Origin of the sequence: Kocuria atrinae (assembly GCF_039531425.1) — a bacterium.
GTDB classification, from domain to species: Bacteria; Actinomycetota; Actinomycetes; order Actinomycetales; family Micrococcaceae; genus Kocuria; species Kocuria atrinae.
Map to the genome: position 1 here is coordinate 52,466 of NZ_BAAAQA010000023.1, position 15,548 is coordinate 68,013.

A 15,548-nucleotide genomic window follows, 5' to 3' on the forward strand; every position below is an offset into this window, starting at 1 on the left:
CGTGAAGATTTCAGCACTTCCCTCCCTTGAGACCCGCTGGTTGCGGTTCCCTCACATATGACTCAACCGGACCGGCGAATCGCGGTGGAGAACGCGGTCTGACTTACAGAATCTGCGCGAACCGCTTCACACCTTCCCGGATGCGCACCGGTGAGACGCCGGAGAACGCGAGGCGCACGGCGTCGGAGGACCGGCCGTCTGAGTAGCATGCGGAGCCGGGTACCAGGACAACTCCCTGCTCGATCGCATCCCGCAACAGATCGTCCTTGTCGGCCAGTCCGGGCACCGTAACCCAGGTGAAGAAGCCACCGGTCGGTTCGGTCCACGAGGCGTGCTCAGGCATGAACTCCTCCAGCGCCGCCTTCATGGCCTGCCACCGCTCCCGGTAGAACTCCACAGCCCGGTCCAGCGCTGGCTCCCACTGCTCCGATCCGACCCACGAGGTCACCAGCGACTGGGCCAGATTGGACGGGTGGATCACCACGGACTCGGCGGCGATCTGCAGGCGCCCTCGCACCTCAGGCGGGGCAACGAGCCAGCCCACACGCAGCCCCGGAGCGAAGATCTTGGAGAAGCTGCCCAGGTGAATCACGTGTTCCGGATCCATGCCGTGCATCGAGGGCAGCGGTCCGGAGCGATCGAAGGACAACAGCGGGTACGGGTCATCCTCCACGATCATCACGTCGCGTTTGGCGCAGACACGCACCAATTCACGACGCCGCTCGGCCGGCATGGTCACGCCCGTCGGGTTCTGGAAGCTCGGGATCACGTATACGAACGGGACCCGTTTACCCTCCGCAGCCAGCTGCTCCAAAGCGGTAGCAACACGTTGAGGATCAAGACCGTGCTCATCGACTTCCACATGACGGACGTCCACCTCGTAGGCACCGAAGACGCCCAAGGCACCCACGTAAGTGGGACCCTCAGCGAGAATCACGTCCCCCGGGTTGCAGTACAGCTTGGTCACCAGGTCCAGGCCGGCCTGTGATCCCGTGGTCGGAAGGACATCCGCGGAGGTGATATCCGAACCACCCCGGGACATGAGCTGCACGACCAGGTCTCGCAGCGGCGTCGTCCCCGCGCCGGAACCGTACTGCAGAATCTCTCCGCCGCGTTCGGCCAACAGGGACGAGGCCAAGGCACCGATGTCCCCGCCCGGCAACACCGACAGGTCCGGGTTGCCGCCGGCCAGCGACACAACGGACGGGTCCATGGCGGTTTCGAAGACGGCGCGGACCGGCGAAGGGCGAAACTCCGCCGCGCGTGATGCGAACTCCATTACTTCGCCCCCTCGCCGTATTGCGCGCCGGAGATGCCGTACGCGGGGCCGTCGGCAGCTGCGTCGGGGCCCAGGCTGATGAGCGTGATCAAGTCATAGACCACGTGAGCTGCGGCAATGCCGGTGATCTCGGCGTGATCGTAAGCGGGGGCGACCTCCACGACGTCGCACGCAATCACATCGAGTCCACGCAAGCCACGCAGGATCTCGAGGACCTCGCGGCTGGTCATGCCACCGGCCTCGGGCGTGCCCGTTCCGGGTGCGTGGGCGGGATCCAGGACGTCGATGTCCAGGGAGATGTAGAGCGGGCGGTCGCCCACGCGCTCGCGCAATGTCTGGACAACGGCATCCACACCGGAGCGCATGACATCCGCGGAGGAGACGATCTCAAACCCGAAGGAGGAATCGTCCTCCAAGTCCTGAGTGCCGTAGAGCGGGCCGCGGGTACCCACGTGCATCACGGCGTCCGTATCGATGATGCCCTCTTCGAAGGCCCGGCGGAACGGCGTGCCGTGCGTGAACTCCGCGCCGAAGTAGGTGTCCCACGTATCCAAGTGAGCGTCAAAGTGCAGCAGCGCAATCTTGCCGTGCCGAGAATGAGCGGCGCGCATCAGGGGCAGGGCAATGGTGTGATCGCCACCGATGGCCACGATCTTGGTGTCAGAACCCATCAACTCCAGCGCACCGGTCTCGATGGCCGTGATGGCGTCCTTGATGTCGAACGGGTTACCCACCAGATCACCGGCATCCGCGACCTGCAGGTGGGCGAACGGTGAGTGATTCTGAGCGGGATTGTAGGGCCGCAGCAGCCGCGAGGATTCGCGCACATGATTGGGGCCGAAGCGAGCACCGGAGCGGTACGACACTCCGGAGTCGAACGGGATTCCCACCACAGCAATGTCCGTGTGTTCGACCTGATCCGTACGCGGTAAGCGGGCGAACGTGGCGGGTCCGACCCACCGCGGGGTGAGGGCCGCATTGACCGGCCCCACGCGTTCTTGCCCGTCAGCCGTGGTTTCCACAATGCGTTCCGGTTCCACGGTTCTCCCTTCTTCCCGAGGATCGCTCGGGACACCACACGCTCCGCGGGCAACCAGGATGTGATCGGCCCAACGTCGCTGCAGTGATATTTTTCTGTGACCTGGTGCATAAACCCTATGCCCTGTACCGGTTCCGCGAGATCAACCCGTCTCGCACCAGCGGCCCCCCGTCATGTCTCGAGGAGTATCCCTTCATGAATGTGCTTGTCATTGTGCTGTACCTGGTGGCCATGGTGGCCATCGGGCTGTGGGCGGCACGCCGCGCCAAGACGGCAACGGATTACCGTGTGGCAGGCCGGCGGCTCGGTCCCGGTCTCTACACCTCCACCATGGCCGCCGTCGTTCTGGGTGGCGCGTCCACCGTGGGAGGCGTGGGCCTGGGTTACCAGTACGGCATCTCGGGCATGTGGCTCGTGGTCGCCATCGCGACCGGCCTGGCCGCACTGAGTCTCTTCTTCGCCGGACGCATCCAGTCGCTCAAGGTCTTCACGGTCTCGCAGATGCTGCAGTTGCGCTATGGCGACCGGGGCGGGGCCAGCGCGTCCTCGTTCGTGATGCTCGCGTACACGCTCATGATCTCGGTGACTTCCACCGCGGCCTACGCGTCGATTTTCTCCGTGCTGTTCCCGATTTCCCGTCCGTGGGCCATCCTGCTGGGCGGTGCAGTGGTGATCGGCTACTCCGTGTTGGGCGGAATGTGGTCCATCACCCTGACGGACTTGATGCAGTTCGTGTTCATGACCATCGGCATGTTCCTGATCCTGCTGCCGTTCTCGCTCTCCGCCGCCGGCGGCATCAACGGACTGACCGAACGCCTGGACACCACCTACTTCCATTGGGGCTCCATGGGCTTCCAAGCGATCATCACGCAATTCGTGGTCTACGGCTTTGGCATGCTGATCGGTCAGGACATCTGGCAGCGTGTGTTCACCGCCCGCTCCCCGCAGGTCGCCCGCTGGTCCGGCCTGGGCGCCGCCGTGTACGTTGCGCTGTACGGCGTTGCCGGTGCGCTGATCGGCACCGCCGCGGCAGCCGTACTCCCCGACCTCTCCGTGCCGGAGGAGGCATTCGCCGCCATGGCCCAAATGCACGTTCCCGCCGGCCTGGGTGGCGTGGTGCTCGCCGCCGGTGTCGCGGCCATGATGTCCACGGCCTCCGGCGCAATGATCGCCGCATCCACGGTCGCGCGCGTTGACGTGATCCCCACCCTCAAGGGCCTGTTCGGGGCTTCCCACGACGACGTCGCTCGCGCCCGCTCCGAGGACGCCTCCGTCTTCAAGGATCGCGTCTACGTGGTGGTCGTGGGACTGGTGGTCACGTTCATCTCCATGCTCGTCCCCTCCACCGTGGTGGCCCTGACCACTGCGTACAACGTGCTGGTCGGTGGCCTGTTGGTCGCCATCCTGGGCGGTCTGGTTTGGAAGCGCGGAACCGCGATGGGCGCCGCAGTCTCCATGGCCGTGGGCTCGCTGGTCACCCTGGTGTCGATGGCGGTGTTCGGCGTACTCGCCAACGTCCCCATCTACCTGGGCCTGCTGTCCTCGGTCCTCGTCTACGTGGTGGTGTCGCTTCTGACCAAGCGCACCTCGTCCGAAATCTCTACTGAGTGGTCCCAGCGGATCAAGGAGGCCAAGTCGTGAGCGAAAACTTAGACAACCAGGCGACGTCGTACCCCGAGCGCACCGTGGCCCGCGCGGTCCTGGAAACCCTGCGCGGCTACGGGATCGACACGGTGTTCGGCATTCCGGGCACGCACTCGCTCGAGTTCTACCGGCCGCTGCGCGCGCTGGGGATCCGGGCGATCACCACGCGGCACGAGCAGGGCGCGTCCTACGGCGCGGACGGCTGGTCGCAGGTAAGCGGGCTGCCGGGCGTGGTCATCACGACCTCCGGGCCGGGGCTGCTGAATTCGCTCTCCGGTGCGGCCACCGCCTACGCCGAATCCCGACCCATGATCCTGCTGTCCCCGGGACGCCCGGTGGGGCAGGATTTCCGGGACATCGGGTCGCTGCACGAGACCAAGAACCCTTCCGCGGCCGTCAACGCCATCGTGGGTCAGTCCCGCCGCGTGACCTCCGGGGCCGAGGCCGTGATCATGATTCACGACGCCATGCGCGATTTTGCTCATTCCCGTCCACGGCCCATTCACATCGAGATTCCGCTGGACATCCTCGAGGGCCCATCGGACGTGCCTGCCTCCGCAACGGCCCCGCGTCCACTGGGCGCGCCGCAACCCGCACCGGCGTCCGACGTCGATGCGGCAGCAACCGCGCTCGCCGCAGCTTCCCGACCGGTCATCCTGGCCGGCGGTGGCTCGTTGGCTGCTGGCCCTCAGTTGTTGGAGCTGGCGGAGTTGCTGGAAGCTCCCGTCATCACCACGACCAACGGCAAGGGCGCGATTCCGGAGAAGCACCGATTGTCCTTGGGCGCGGACCTGCGGCTGAGCACCGCGCATTCGTTCCTGCGCACTGCGGATGCTCTTTTGGTCATCGGCTCAAAGGTGGGCGAGGCCGAATTGTGGGGCGGCGACATCGCGCCCCAGGGGCCGATCATTCGCGTGGACATCATGCGCGATCAGATGCTGTGCAACCTCACCCCGGATATCGAGGTTCCGGGCAACTCGGCGGCCGTGGTGCCGCAGTTGCTGGGGGCCTTGCGTGCGGACGGGGGGAGCGGCGTCGGCGATCGGGAAGCCCGTGACCTGCGCGAGGTATTCGACGCCATGGACAACGAGGGGCGCCAGTGGGCTCCCGACCTGGCCGCGCTCAACGAAACCATCATGGAAGTGGTCCCGGACAACACGATCATGGCCGGTGACTCCTCGCAGGTGACGTACATGGGCTCCACCACGTTCTTCCGCGCACCCACCCCGCACTCGCTGCTGTACATGGGTACGTACGCGACGCTTGGCTACGGCCTGCCCGCCGCGATCGGCGCCAAATTGGCCGCCCCGGATCGCCCGGTGGTGTGTCTACTGGGCGACGGTGCCCTGATGTTCAGCATCCAAGAGCTGATGACCGCGGTGGAACTCGAACTGGACCTGCCGATTATCTGCGTGGACAACGGCGGCTACGGCGAGATTCGCCAAGGCATGGTGGACCGTGACATCGACCCGCTGGCCGTGGACCTCAAACAGCCGGACTGGGTTCAGCTCGCGGAATCCTTCGGTGCCACCGGACTGCCCGCCACCATGGACAGCCTGGCTTCCACCGTGGAACAAGCGCTGAGCATCTCCGGGCCGAGCCTGGTGCACCTCCGGATCTGAGGCTGGGCCCGGGGTTCCAAGGTACGAGGTCGCAGTCTGATCGACGTTAGGACCGCGCGCCGGTCGCTCCGGCTACCCCGGCAGCAGTCTGATCGACGATTCGACCCGGCCGCTACGGCCGTCTGCATACTGATCGACGGTAACGCCCGGAAATCCGGAAATCCGGGTCGGAAAGTCGATCAGATTACGGGACCGAGAGAGCGGGTCGTAACGTCGATCAGTGCGTATTCGCCACCATCCGGTGATGTAGCCCCTCGGAATGCAGAGCACAACGGACGCCACCCCCACCCGTGCGATTTCAGCTGACGGGCTTCCTCTCCTAGCACGGTGCAGAATTCACCAGAATCGCCAACAACATTGGTGACACCTGGAACGTTTGCCTTCATAAATGGTAAAACAGCAGACAACCGGTGGTTTGTCGGCCATGGTTAATCCATGAACCGACCGTTCACATCCATTCTTGAGAAGCTCCTCAATTTCCGTGGCGGCCAACCTGAGACATTTCTGGTCTTCCAACAGCACCCTGAATCCTCAGACGCCCCGCTTGTCGCCGTGACCCGCACCGAATTCGATGCCCGCGCCATTGAAAAGGATCAGCTGGCCGTTCGCCCCACCTACCGAGTGATGTGGGAACGCTTCACCGTTCCTGACGCGCCGGCCGTGGGTGACGGCGATCAGCTCTTCATCGTGTTCGAAGGCAGACGCAGCCGTCATTCCCACGTTTCAGCGGACCGCAATCCAGCTCCCCTGGGAGTTTTTGCCACCGAGCAAGCAGCGCGGGAGGTCAAGGGCGCCAAATACCTCCGTACCGTGACCGTTGGTTGGCAGGATCTCAGTGTGTGGGACCACCTGGATTGATCATGTAAATCGCAGGAACCCCTGCTATTCATGAAGCATGTCCACGGACGCTGAGCACTTCGACATCCTCATCATCGGCGCAGGTCTGAGCGGCATTGGTGCTGCGTGCAAACTGCGCAAGGAACACCCACACAAGAAGATCGGCATCCTGGAATCCCGCGATGCTACTGGCGGTACGTGGGACCTGTTCCGCTACCCGGGAGTGCGCGCGGACTCGGACCTGTACACCTTCGGATACGAATTCCGGCCGTGGACCGGACCTCAATCCATTGCCAAAGGCCCGGCCATCTTGCAGTACATTCGCGACACCGCTCGCGAGTACGGCGTGAACGAGCTCATCCGTTTCAACCAACGCATGGTCGCCGCCGACTGGTCTCCTCACCACAGCCACTGGTGCGTCACCGTGGAACGCACGGCCACACCAGAAGCTCGGCGCACTGGCCCCCACCCCGCCCAGGGACAGCGGGACCAAGGCGACCCCGCGGCGTCGTCGGCACCCCGAGAACCCAGCGGGACGGGTGAGTACCTGGAAGTGACCGCCTCGTGGCTGTTCAACGCGACCGGCTACTACCGCTATGACCAGCCGAATGAACCGGACATCCCGGGCTTGAAGCGGTTCCAGGGCACCGTGGTTCACCCGCAGCTTTGGCCCCAAGACATGGACGTGGCGGGCAAGAACGTGGTGGTCATCGGCAGCGGTGCCACCGCCATCACGCTGCTGCCCGCCCTCGTGGAACGTGGAGCGAACGTGACCATGGTGCAGCGCACGCCCAGCTACATCATTCCCGTTCCCAAGGAGAATCATCTGGCGAAAGCCCTCAAACCTCGGCTGGGTGACGAGCGCTCCTCGCACGTTGCCCGCGCGGTGGCCACTCGGCAGCAACGGTTGCTGTGGAAGACCAGCAAAATCGCGCCGCACCTGGTCAGGGGCGCTATCGCGGCGGTCAACAAATCGCAGCTTCCCGACGACGTCTCCGTCAGAGAACACTTCAGCCCGCCCTATAAACCGTGGGATCAGCGCGTGTGCGTGGCGCCGGGTGGGGATTTTTACCGTGCGCTCAAATCCGGGAGTGGCCACGTGGTCACCGGAACCATCGACGAAATCACCGAGTCCGGCGTGCGGATGGAGAACGGCCAGGAGATCCCGGCGGACATCATCATCACCGCCACGGGGTTCAACGTGTTGCTGTTCGGCGGGGCCCGCTTCAGCTTGGACGGCACGCCCGTGGATCTCACCGAGAAGGTCGCTTACCGCGGTGTGATGCTCAGTGACATGCCCAATTTCGCGTTCGCGATCGGATACACCAACGCGTCTTGGACGCTCAAGATCGGTCTTCTCGTCGACTGGTTCTCGCGCCTGCTCGCGCACATGGACGGGATCGGTGCCGTCTCCGCACGACCGGTCGCCCCGGACGGGCTCAAGACCAAACCCCTGCTCGACTTCGACGCCGGCTACATCCAACGCGCACTGGACGGCCTCCCCAAACAGGGCACCCGCAGCCCGTGGCTGATGTCCATGAGCTACTTGGCCGACCGCCGCGAGCTCAGGTCGCGACCCGTGGTCGATGAGTTCTTACGGTTCGACGACGCCGCCGCCCCCGTTCTCCAGGAGCTGCCCACCTTGCTCGCGGGGCCGGGAGATACGGGCGTAGAGGAAATCGTGGATCTCGGTGACGGGCGCAGCATGTGCGTACGGATCGACGGCCCCGAGGACGGCCCAGCGGTCATCATGATCACCGGTCTGGCCTTTGACCTGACCGCATGGCCCATCTCCTTCGTGAAATCCTTGGTCAAACAGGGGTTCCGCGTGGTTCGCATCGACAACCGGGACGAAGGCCGTTCGTTCCGGGCCACGTCCAAGGCACCCTCTGCCCGGCAGTTGCTGAGCGGTGACCTCCCCGCGGAGCAGTACACCGTGGAGGACATGAGCGAGGATGTTGCGGACACCATGCGAGCGCTCGGCATCGGCCGGGCGGACCTCATCGGGTTTTCGTTGGGCGGGATGATCGCCCAGTCCCTGGCTGCACATCATCCGGAGCTCGTGCGGCGCCTCGTCTCCATCTGTTCGACCACTGGGGACCCCGAGGTGGGCACCACCGCAACCTCCACCGCGGCCATGTTGATGCTCCCGGGTGCGCCCAATCGGTCGGTGTACATCAGGGGTCGCACGATCATCGGGCGGCACTTGGCGGGGCCGGGCTATCCGATCGATGAGGCTTACGAGGCGCAACTGGCCGCGGCCCACTGGGATCGGTCGCTCAACCCGCACGGTGAATCCGCGGCCATGCGGCGCCAGATCGGCGCGATTCGGGCCTCCGGCAATCGTGCGGAGGTGCTCGCGGACATCACCGCTCCCACCCTGGTGATTCACGGTGACAAGGACAAGATCGTTCGACCGGACGGCGGCCCCGCGACCGCTGAGGCTATTCCGGGTGCCACGTTCATCGAGATCCCCGGCATGGGGCACCAGTTACACCCCGCCTTGATGCCCACCCTGTTGAGTTACGTCACCGAACACCTCGTGGAGCCGGCACAACGCCCCACTTCATGATCACCAGGCACACCACCGAGCCCGCAGCACCCCACAGCACCAGGGCGGGGGTCAGCAGGGTCACGATCTCCAACAGCGGCGGAACCACCGCGCAGATCAACCCGACCAGTACCGCCAGGGGCGTCAACCTGAGTTTGCCCCAGGGTTTCACCGACGCTCGCTCGACTCTGACCAGCGCCGTGGCGACCGCGAGAACCACCGCCCAGCACAGCACGGCCAGCGGGATGCGCAGCAACCACCACTGAGCGGACCCGGGTACGGGGTCATAGCCGCCGGCAAAGAACCATGCCGCCATCACCAGGATGATGACCGGGAGGTGCCACAGGTAAATGGTCATGGCACGTGTTCCCACCACGTACGCAACAGCCTGCGCGGGCCGCCAACGCATGAGCCGGTTGAGCGCGGGGGTGAACACCTGCAGCAGGCACGCTTGGGCGAGTCCCAACAACGCCAGGCACACCGTGGGCGGGTTCAGGTTGGTGAGCATGTCCGGCGCGTAACGCCCGGAGAGTACACACACGGCAAGCAGCCCGTAGCAACCGGCGGCAATCCCGAGCAGGGCGACCGTGCTCCGCGCCGCGAACCAACCATCAGCCCGGAAGAATCCGAATTGCTGAATGAGCGGCCACACGAACAGCATGTTCAACAAGCCCCACCACTGCTGATCCGTGGCGATGCGCAGCAGGTCCACGGCCACCACGCACGAAAGCAGGAACCAGCACCACACCCAGCCCATGCGTTCGTGTAATTCCAAGAAGGTGGGAGCCAGCGCTTGCGCGATCAAGTACGCGGCAAGGAACCACAGGGGCATGCCCATGCCGGACAACGCGAACGTAACAAGTTCATCGCCGACCCCGGCCGCCAAAGCGATCATCGCCCCAAGAGCGAAGACCAACCACAGCACCGCGGCCGGTTGTATGAGTCGCAGGGTGCGTTCCCGCACGTATTCCGCCGGTGCCGCTCCCCTGGCCCTGCGCCGCAGCGCCCCAGCCGTGGCCACGCCTCCGACCACGAAGAACAACGGCATGATCTGCATGATCCACGTGACCCACCAGTACCAGGGTTGCTCCGTGGGGACCATCACGGAGATGAGTTCGCCCGTCTCCGGATCCGCAGTAAGGGTGACCATGAGCAAATGAATGAACACCACGGCGATCACGCATCCCACACGCGCGGCGTCAGAAGCGACGTCACGATCGGCGAGCGCAGCAGAGCCACGGGCCCGGGTGGGGGCGGAGTGGGTCTGCACGCCGTCGCTCATGTACTTCAGTGTAGGCAGCTACACACGTGTGTGTGAGGAATGAGCGTGATTGTGGAGTGAGATGACACCGCCCACTTCACCCTCGGAGGCAGCCTCGGACTCAGCCCGGAACACCGGAGGTGGGGAAAACCCCACCCGGACTCGGTGGCTAACTCTGGCGCGGAAAACAGGCGCAGAACCGTAGCGTTATGGACATGAGCACACCAGACCCGCGCCAGACTCCACCGTGGGAACCCACGGAAGCGATTCCGGCAGACACACAGCACACCCGCCCCCTGCCGCCGCACGGAACACCCCAGCCTCCGCGCGGCACCGCGACCGCCCAGGCACCCGCTCGAGAGAAGACCCAGGACTCCCTGTTCGAGTCGAGCGCCGGCGGCAGCACCGCGGCGCCCAATACCGACGACGCCGCCCCCACACGAAATCTCGGCCCTCGCCACTCTGATGCCCAGGGCTTGAACACCCCGGGCGGCCCCGGCGCGATGGGCCCCGGCTCTGCCGACGAGCGCCCGATACGCGAGTGGAGCGCCTTCTCCCCCAAAACCATGTTCTTCGGAGCTGCGGACCTCGTCATCGATGCCCTGTTGAACTTCTTCTGGATCATCGTGATCGGCACCCTGATCTTCACGGGCGTAGCCATGATCCCCGCGGTGGGCCTGGGTCTGTTGGTCCTGGCCGGAACCGTGTACGTGATTTGGGCGGCGGTGTGGCTGGAACGGCGGCGATCGGCGTCGTCGTTCGGGCTGGATCTGCGTGACCCGCAACGGCGCCGCACCCCGCGTACGGACTGGGTGCGGGTCCCCCACCAACTGTGGTTGGACGCGACCGACAGCTCCGTGTGGCTCGGTTTCCTGCACCTGATCCTGACCTTCATCCTGGGTGCGCTGTCCTTGTTCTCGCTCGTGACCATCGGTGCGGGCATCGTGGGCGCACTCTCACCGCTGTTCGCGCCGGAGAACTCCATTGCGCAGCGCTTCTTCACCCCGATTCAGGGCTGGCCCGAATGGTCCGGCGTGCTGATGAGCCTCCTGGGGCTGCTGATCGGCCTGGTTCTGCTGGCCTTGGTCACTCTGGCCCACCGCGGTCTGTCCTCGACACTGCTGCGCCTGAGCGAGTCGGCGGCCCTGCGCCGCGAGGCCGCCGAGGCCCGGCGTCAGGTGGAGTACGCGACGGAGGCCCGCGAATCCGCCGTTCGTGGCGCCCACACCGAGCGTTCTCGCATCGAACGCGACCTGCACGACGGCGTTCAGCCCCAACTGGTCTCGGTGGCCATGAACCTCTCGATGGCCAAGTCGCGCATCGACACCGACCCCGCATACGCCAAGGAACTCGTCAGCGAGGCCCACGGCACCACCAAGGCCGCGATCACTGAGCTGCGACGCTTGGCTCGCGGGTTCCATCCGGCGGTTCTGGAGGATCGCGGGCTCGACGCCGCCATTTCGGCAGTCGCCGCTCAGGCCCCGTTCCCGGTCAACGTGAACGTGAACGTGCCCCGGCTGACGCCGGAAACCGAGGCCGCCGTGTACTTCGCGGTCTCCGAGTCGCTGACCAACGCGATCAAGCACTCCGGTGCACGGACCGCTGATGTGGCCGTGTCCATCCAGGACGGCGAAATCCCCGGAACCTCCACCGTGGTGGCAGGTATTCGCGACTACGGCCGCGGTGGCGCACGGGTAGTACCCGGTGGCGGACTGTCCGGTATCGAGGACCGGATTCGTTCCGCGGGAGGCCAGTTCTTCCTGAACTCCCCCACGGGCGGGCCGTCCGAGGTGATCGTGCAGCTGCCGCTGAACGCTTCGGCTCACACGGGCACCAACGGTCCGAACCTCAACCGGCCCAGCCGCGAAAAGACCGACCGTGGCCAGGCCGATCGCAACGCGCCGGTGGGCAACCAGGCCGCGAGCGACGTCGTCGGAAACCAAGGAGCGTGACCCTGTGCGTATCGTGATTGCCGAAGACGCCGTGCTGCTGCGAGCCGGCCTGGTCCGTCTCCTCACCGACGCCGGCCACCAAGTGGTCGCTGAGACCGACACCGCCGAGGGCCTCGTGAAGGCCGTGGAGGAGCACCAGCCGGACTTCGCGCTGGTCGATGTGCGGCTCCCGCCGTCCTTCACGGACGAGGGCATTCGCGCCGCGGTCCTCATTCGTTCCGCGCACCCGCAGGTGGCCGTGCTCGTGCTCTCCCAATACGTGGAGGAGCGCTATGCCTCCGAGCTGATCGCCTCGCGCCGCGAGGGCCTGGGGTACCTGCTCAAGGACCGCGTGGCGGATGTTGACCAGTTCCTGGAATCCGTGCAGACCGTGGGCCAGGGCGGAACCGTGCTGGACCCGGAGGTGCTGACCCAGATTCTGGTGCGTTCCCGCCAACGCGAGGACCTGGAACTGCTCTCGCCCCGCGAGCGCGAAGTGCTGGGGCTGATGGCGCAGGGCCTGTCCAACGCGTCCATCGCCACCAACCTGTACCTCACCGAATCGGCCGTGGAGAAGCACATCGGCTCGATCTTCATGAAGCTCGGGGTGACGTCAGCGACCGGCAACCGCCGTGTGCTGGCGGTTCTCAAGTACCTGGGCTACCCGGACCACTCTCTTTAGGACACCGCCATGAGCACACATTTTCCTCCTTCCCAGCCCGACGGCGCTTCCCACGGATCGTCCGACACCGCACCTGAGGTACCCTACGAGTCTCCGCGCACCGCGGGACCGCACCCCACTAATCCGCCCATCAGCCGGGGTCAGCGCCGCGGCTGGAACACCGCGACTGGCATCATCGGTGGCCTGGGCGCACTCTCATTGGTTGTGGGCGGTGCGGGTGCCGCGACCGCCGCGGTCATGACCCAGGAGCGCACCGACACCTGGACCGCGTCCTCCGATGCCTCGAGCATCGTGGTGGATTCGGACAGCGCCAACGTTCGAGTCCGCACCAGCCCCACGGTCGAGAACGTGGAGGTCACGTGGCAGGAATTCGGATGGGGCCTGGGTGATCAGCCCGCTCCGCAGGAGTCCGACGGCGAGGTCCGCCTGGATGCCGCCAAGCAGACTTCCCGGTGGTCCGGTGGCATCAACAACATCCAGATTACCGTGCCGGAAAGTGATGCGGACACCTCGCTCGATCTCACCGCTGAGCACGGCCTGGTGCACGTGACGGGCGCTTTCGACCAGATCACCGCACGGTCCATGTTCGGGTCCGTGAGTGCGGATTCCGTCAAGGCCTCCGCGATCGATGCCCGCACCACCAACGGTCAGGTGGTGCTCAACGGCATCGAGGTCAGCGACCGGCTGGACGCCCACACCCGCAACGGCTTCACCTCCGTCCGAGTCACCGGTGAGGCCCCCGAGCAGACATCCGTGACCGCCGAGTCCGGTGTCTACGAACTCAAGCTGCCCACCGCCGACTACTGGTACCCGGCCAATTCCCAGCAGGGCTTCGACGACCCGCGCTCCCCCGAGACGGTCACCCCCGAGCGCGAACAGTGGAACGATTCGTTCGACTCGAGCTTCGAGGACGACGCCGCTCCCTCGCCTTACGTGAGCCCGTCCACTTCTACGAGTACTTCGCCCAGTGGATCACCCAGCGCGTCCCCGAGCGCGGGCGCTTCGAGCAAGACTGGCGCGGCGCCGTCGAACTCCGCCCGGGACGAATCCGGAATCGCAACTGCCTGGACCTCCGAGCAGGCGTGTGAATCCGTGCCCGGTGACCGGCCCTGCCTGTTCGTTGCAGGGCAGCCCGCGAGCGCTCAGGACAGTGCGGATATGCAGTACTGGCGCGAGGGGTGGAACTCCGCGTACGACGAGGCCATGTCGAACGATCCGTGGGACTTCCCCAACAACTAGGACTCACGTTTCGCGACCGCCGCTAATAGCGGGCCCGTACCTCCATGGGAGCTGCGGGCCCGCTTTTCTCGTGCATTGACTGAGGCCATACGCTGGTTCCCGTGAGTCCATCGCGCATCCTCAAAGCCCGCATCGCAGTGTCGTTGCTGTTCATGACCAACGGTGCGATCTACGCGAACCTGCTGCCGCGGCTTCCCGAGATCAAGGACATGTTCGAACTGTCCAACGCGATGTACGGGCTGGTGTTGATCGCGCTGCCCATCGGTGGTGTGGTGGCGGGTCCGCTGCCCGCTCCGATCATCCGACGCTTCGGCACCGCTCGTGCCGCAGCAGTGGGATCGATATTGCTGGCGGGGTCCGTGTTTTTCGCCGCATCCATCCCGCACGTGGCGGTGTTCTTCATCGGTCTGCTGCTGGCAGGCGCCCTAGATGCCGTGGTCGATACCGCCCAGAACGCCCAGGGACTGCGGGTGCAACGCTTGGCTGGGGTCTCAATCATCAACTCCATGCACGCCCTGTGGAGTGTGGGTGCCGTGCTGGGTGGGCTCATGGGTACCGCCGCGATAGCCCTGCAGCTGCCCCTGCCGATGCACCTGGCACTGAGCGGCATCCTGTTCGCGGCGGTGGCTCTGGGGGCCATGCGCTTCTCGCTCCCTGACAGTCACGAAGTTCCTGCGGAGGTCATGACCGACACCGCCGGCGTGCCCATCATCCCGGCCGGTGCGGGCAAGGCGCTATTGGCCCTGGTGCCATTCGCGATCATCGCGATGTCCGGGGTGCTGGTCGAGGACATCGGCAACAACTGGGGCGCCGTGTATCTCCGGGACGTCCTGGGTGCTCCGGTGACCGTGATGGGTTTCGCCTATGTGGTCATGGTGGGTGCGCAGTTCATCGGGCGACTGCTGGGTGACCGGATGATTAACGCCTTCGGAGAAGTGAACGTCACGCGCTTCGGTGGTGCACTGATCTTCCTGGGCATGGGCACCGTGATCATCGCGGCCAACGTTCCCATGGCGCTGGTGGGCTTCGGTCTGGCCGGTTTCGGCTGCGCCACCCTGGTGCCCAGTGCCTATGCCGCTGCGGACCGCGCTCCCGGTCTGAAACCCGGAACCGGGCTCACCCTGGTCAGCTGGAGCATGCGAGTGATCTTCCTGATCTCACCCCCACTGGTGGGCGCATTGGCTGACTCCGCGGGGCTGCGGCTGGCCATCCTCTTCGTGCCGCTCATGGGTCTGCTGGCGATCATCTTCGCCCGGTCGTTGCGGATCCGAGGCAGGGGCCGCTAACTCCCCACGCTTCCGGGCTCCCAACTCCGCGCGTCTCACCCCGAAAGGTTTAGGGGGCCGCCCCGCCTTCCTCGAAGGTTTAAGGTTCCCTATCCCTCTTTTCGAGGCTGTTATGTCTCAGGACATCGGTGACAGTTCTGTGTCAGGACATCGGTGACGGTTTGAAGGGTTTAGGTG

General features: G+C 65.3%; 11 protein-coding genes. 8 read left to right on the forward strand and 3 right to left on the reverse strand.

All coding sequences use genetic code 11. From position 1 onward, the window contains the following. Positions 1-103: 103 nt before the first annotated feature. Both ABD283_RS11275 and speB read right to left on the reverse strand, forming a co-directional pair. The gene (locus ABD283_RS11275) at positions 104-1,279 is read right to left on the reverse strand and encodes an aminotransferase-like domain-containing protein (protein ID WP_344225116.1); all 1,176 of its coding nucleotides are present in this window, start codon (positions 1,277-1,279) and stop codon (positions 104-106) included. Beyond that, entirely contained in the window at positions 1,279-2,319 is a 1,041-nt protein-coding gene (gene speB, locus ABD283_RS11280) for an agmatinase (protein WP_344225117.1), read from the reverse strand. Before speB ends, ABD283_RS11275 begins: the two co-directional genes overlap by 1 nt. A gap of 194 nt (positions 2,320-2,513) precedes the next feature. Here speB and ABD283_RS11285 point away from each other — a divergent pair, with 194 nt between their 5' ends. The 4 genes from ABD283_RS11285 to ABD283_RS11300 all read left to right on the forward strand — a co-directional run bounded on the left by ABD283_RS11285 (position 2,514) and on the right by ABD283_RS11300 (position 8,993). Continuing rightward, positions 2,514-3,959: a sodium:solute symporter family protein gene (locus ABD283_RS11285; protein WP_344225118.1), complete on the forward strand. Its 1,446-nt coding sequence runs from the start codon at positions 2,514-2,516 to the stop codon at positions 3,957-3,959. Beyond that, positions 3,956-5,584: a thiamine pyrophosphate-binding protein gene (locus ABD283_RS11290; RefSeq protein WP_344225119.1), complete on the forward strand. Its 1,629-nt coding sequence runs from the start codon at positions 3,956-3,958 to the stop codon at positions 5,582-5,584. The genes ABD283_RS11285 and ABD283_RS11290 overlap by 4 nt, the downstream gene beginning before the upstream one ends. A 435-nt stretch (positions 5,585-6,019) precedes the next feature. Beyond that, complete coding sequence (locus tag ABD283_RS11295; RefSeq protein ID WP_344225120.1) at positions 6,020-6,442, forward strand: hypothetical protein; 423 nt, start codon at positions 6,020-6,022, stop codon at positions 6,440-6,442. 37 nt (positions 6,443-6,479) lie between these two features. Beyond that, positions 6,480-8,993, forward strand: a complete 2,514-nt coding sequence (locus ABD283_RS11300) for an alpha/beta fold hydrolase (RefSeq protein ID WP_344225121.1) — start codon at positions 6,480-6,482, stop codon at positions 8,991-8,993. On the opposite strand, the gene ABD283_RS11305 is transcribed toward ABD283_RS11300, so the two are convergent. After that, on the reverse strand, positions 8,950-10,254 hold the full coding sequence (locus ABD283_RS11305; RefSeq protein ID WP_344225122.1) for an acyltransferase family protein: 1,305 nt from the start codon (positions 10,252-10,254) through the stop codon (positions 8,950-8,952). The two genes, ABD283_RS11300 and ABD283_RS11305, sit on opposite strands and share 44 nt — an antisense overlap. 194 nt (positions 10,255-10,448) lie before the next feature. Here ABD283_RS11305 and ABD283_RS11310 point away from each other — a divergent pair, with 194 nt between their 5' ends. The 4 genes from ABD283_RS11310 (at position 10,449) to ABD283_RS11325 (ending at position 15,371) form a co-directional block, all read left to right on the forward strand. After that, positions 10,449-12,185, forward strand: coding sequence for a sensor histidine kinase (locus tag ABD283_RS11310; protein WP_344225123.1), 1,737 nt, complete (start codon positions 10,449-10,451; stop codon positions 12,183-12,185). A gap of 4 nt (positions 12,186-12,189) precedes the next feature. Continuing rightward, complete coding sequence (locus ABD283_RS11315; RefSeq protein ID WP_344225124.1) at positions 12,190-12,846, forward strand: response regulator transcription factor; 657 nt, start codon at positions 12,190-12,192, stop codon at positions 12,844-12,846. Positions 12,847-12,855: 9 nt separating this feature from the next. Then, entirely contained in the window at positions 12,856-14,085 is a 1,230-nt protein-coding gene (locus ABD283_RS11320) for a DUF4097 family beta strand repeat-containing protein (protein ID WP_344225125.1), read from the forward strand. 101 nt (positions 14,086-14,186) lie between these two features. After that, positions 14,187-15,371, forward strand: a complete 1,185-nt coding sequence (locus ABD283_RS11325) for an MFS transporter (protein WP_344225126.1) — start codon at positions 14,187-14,189, stop codon at positions 15,369-15,371. Positions 15,372-15,548: the final 177 nt, after the last annotated feature.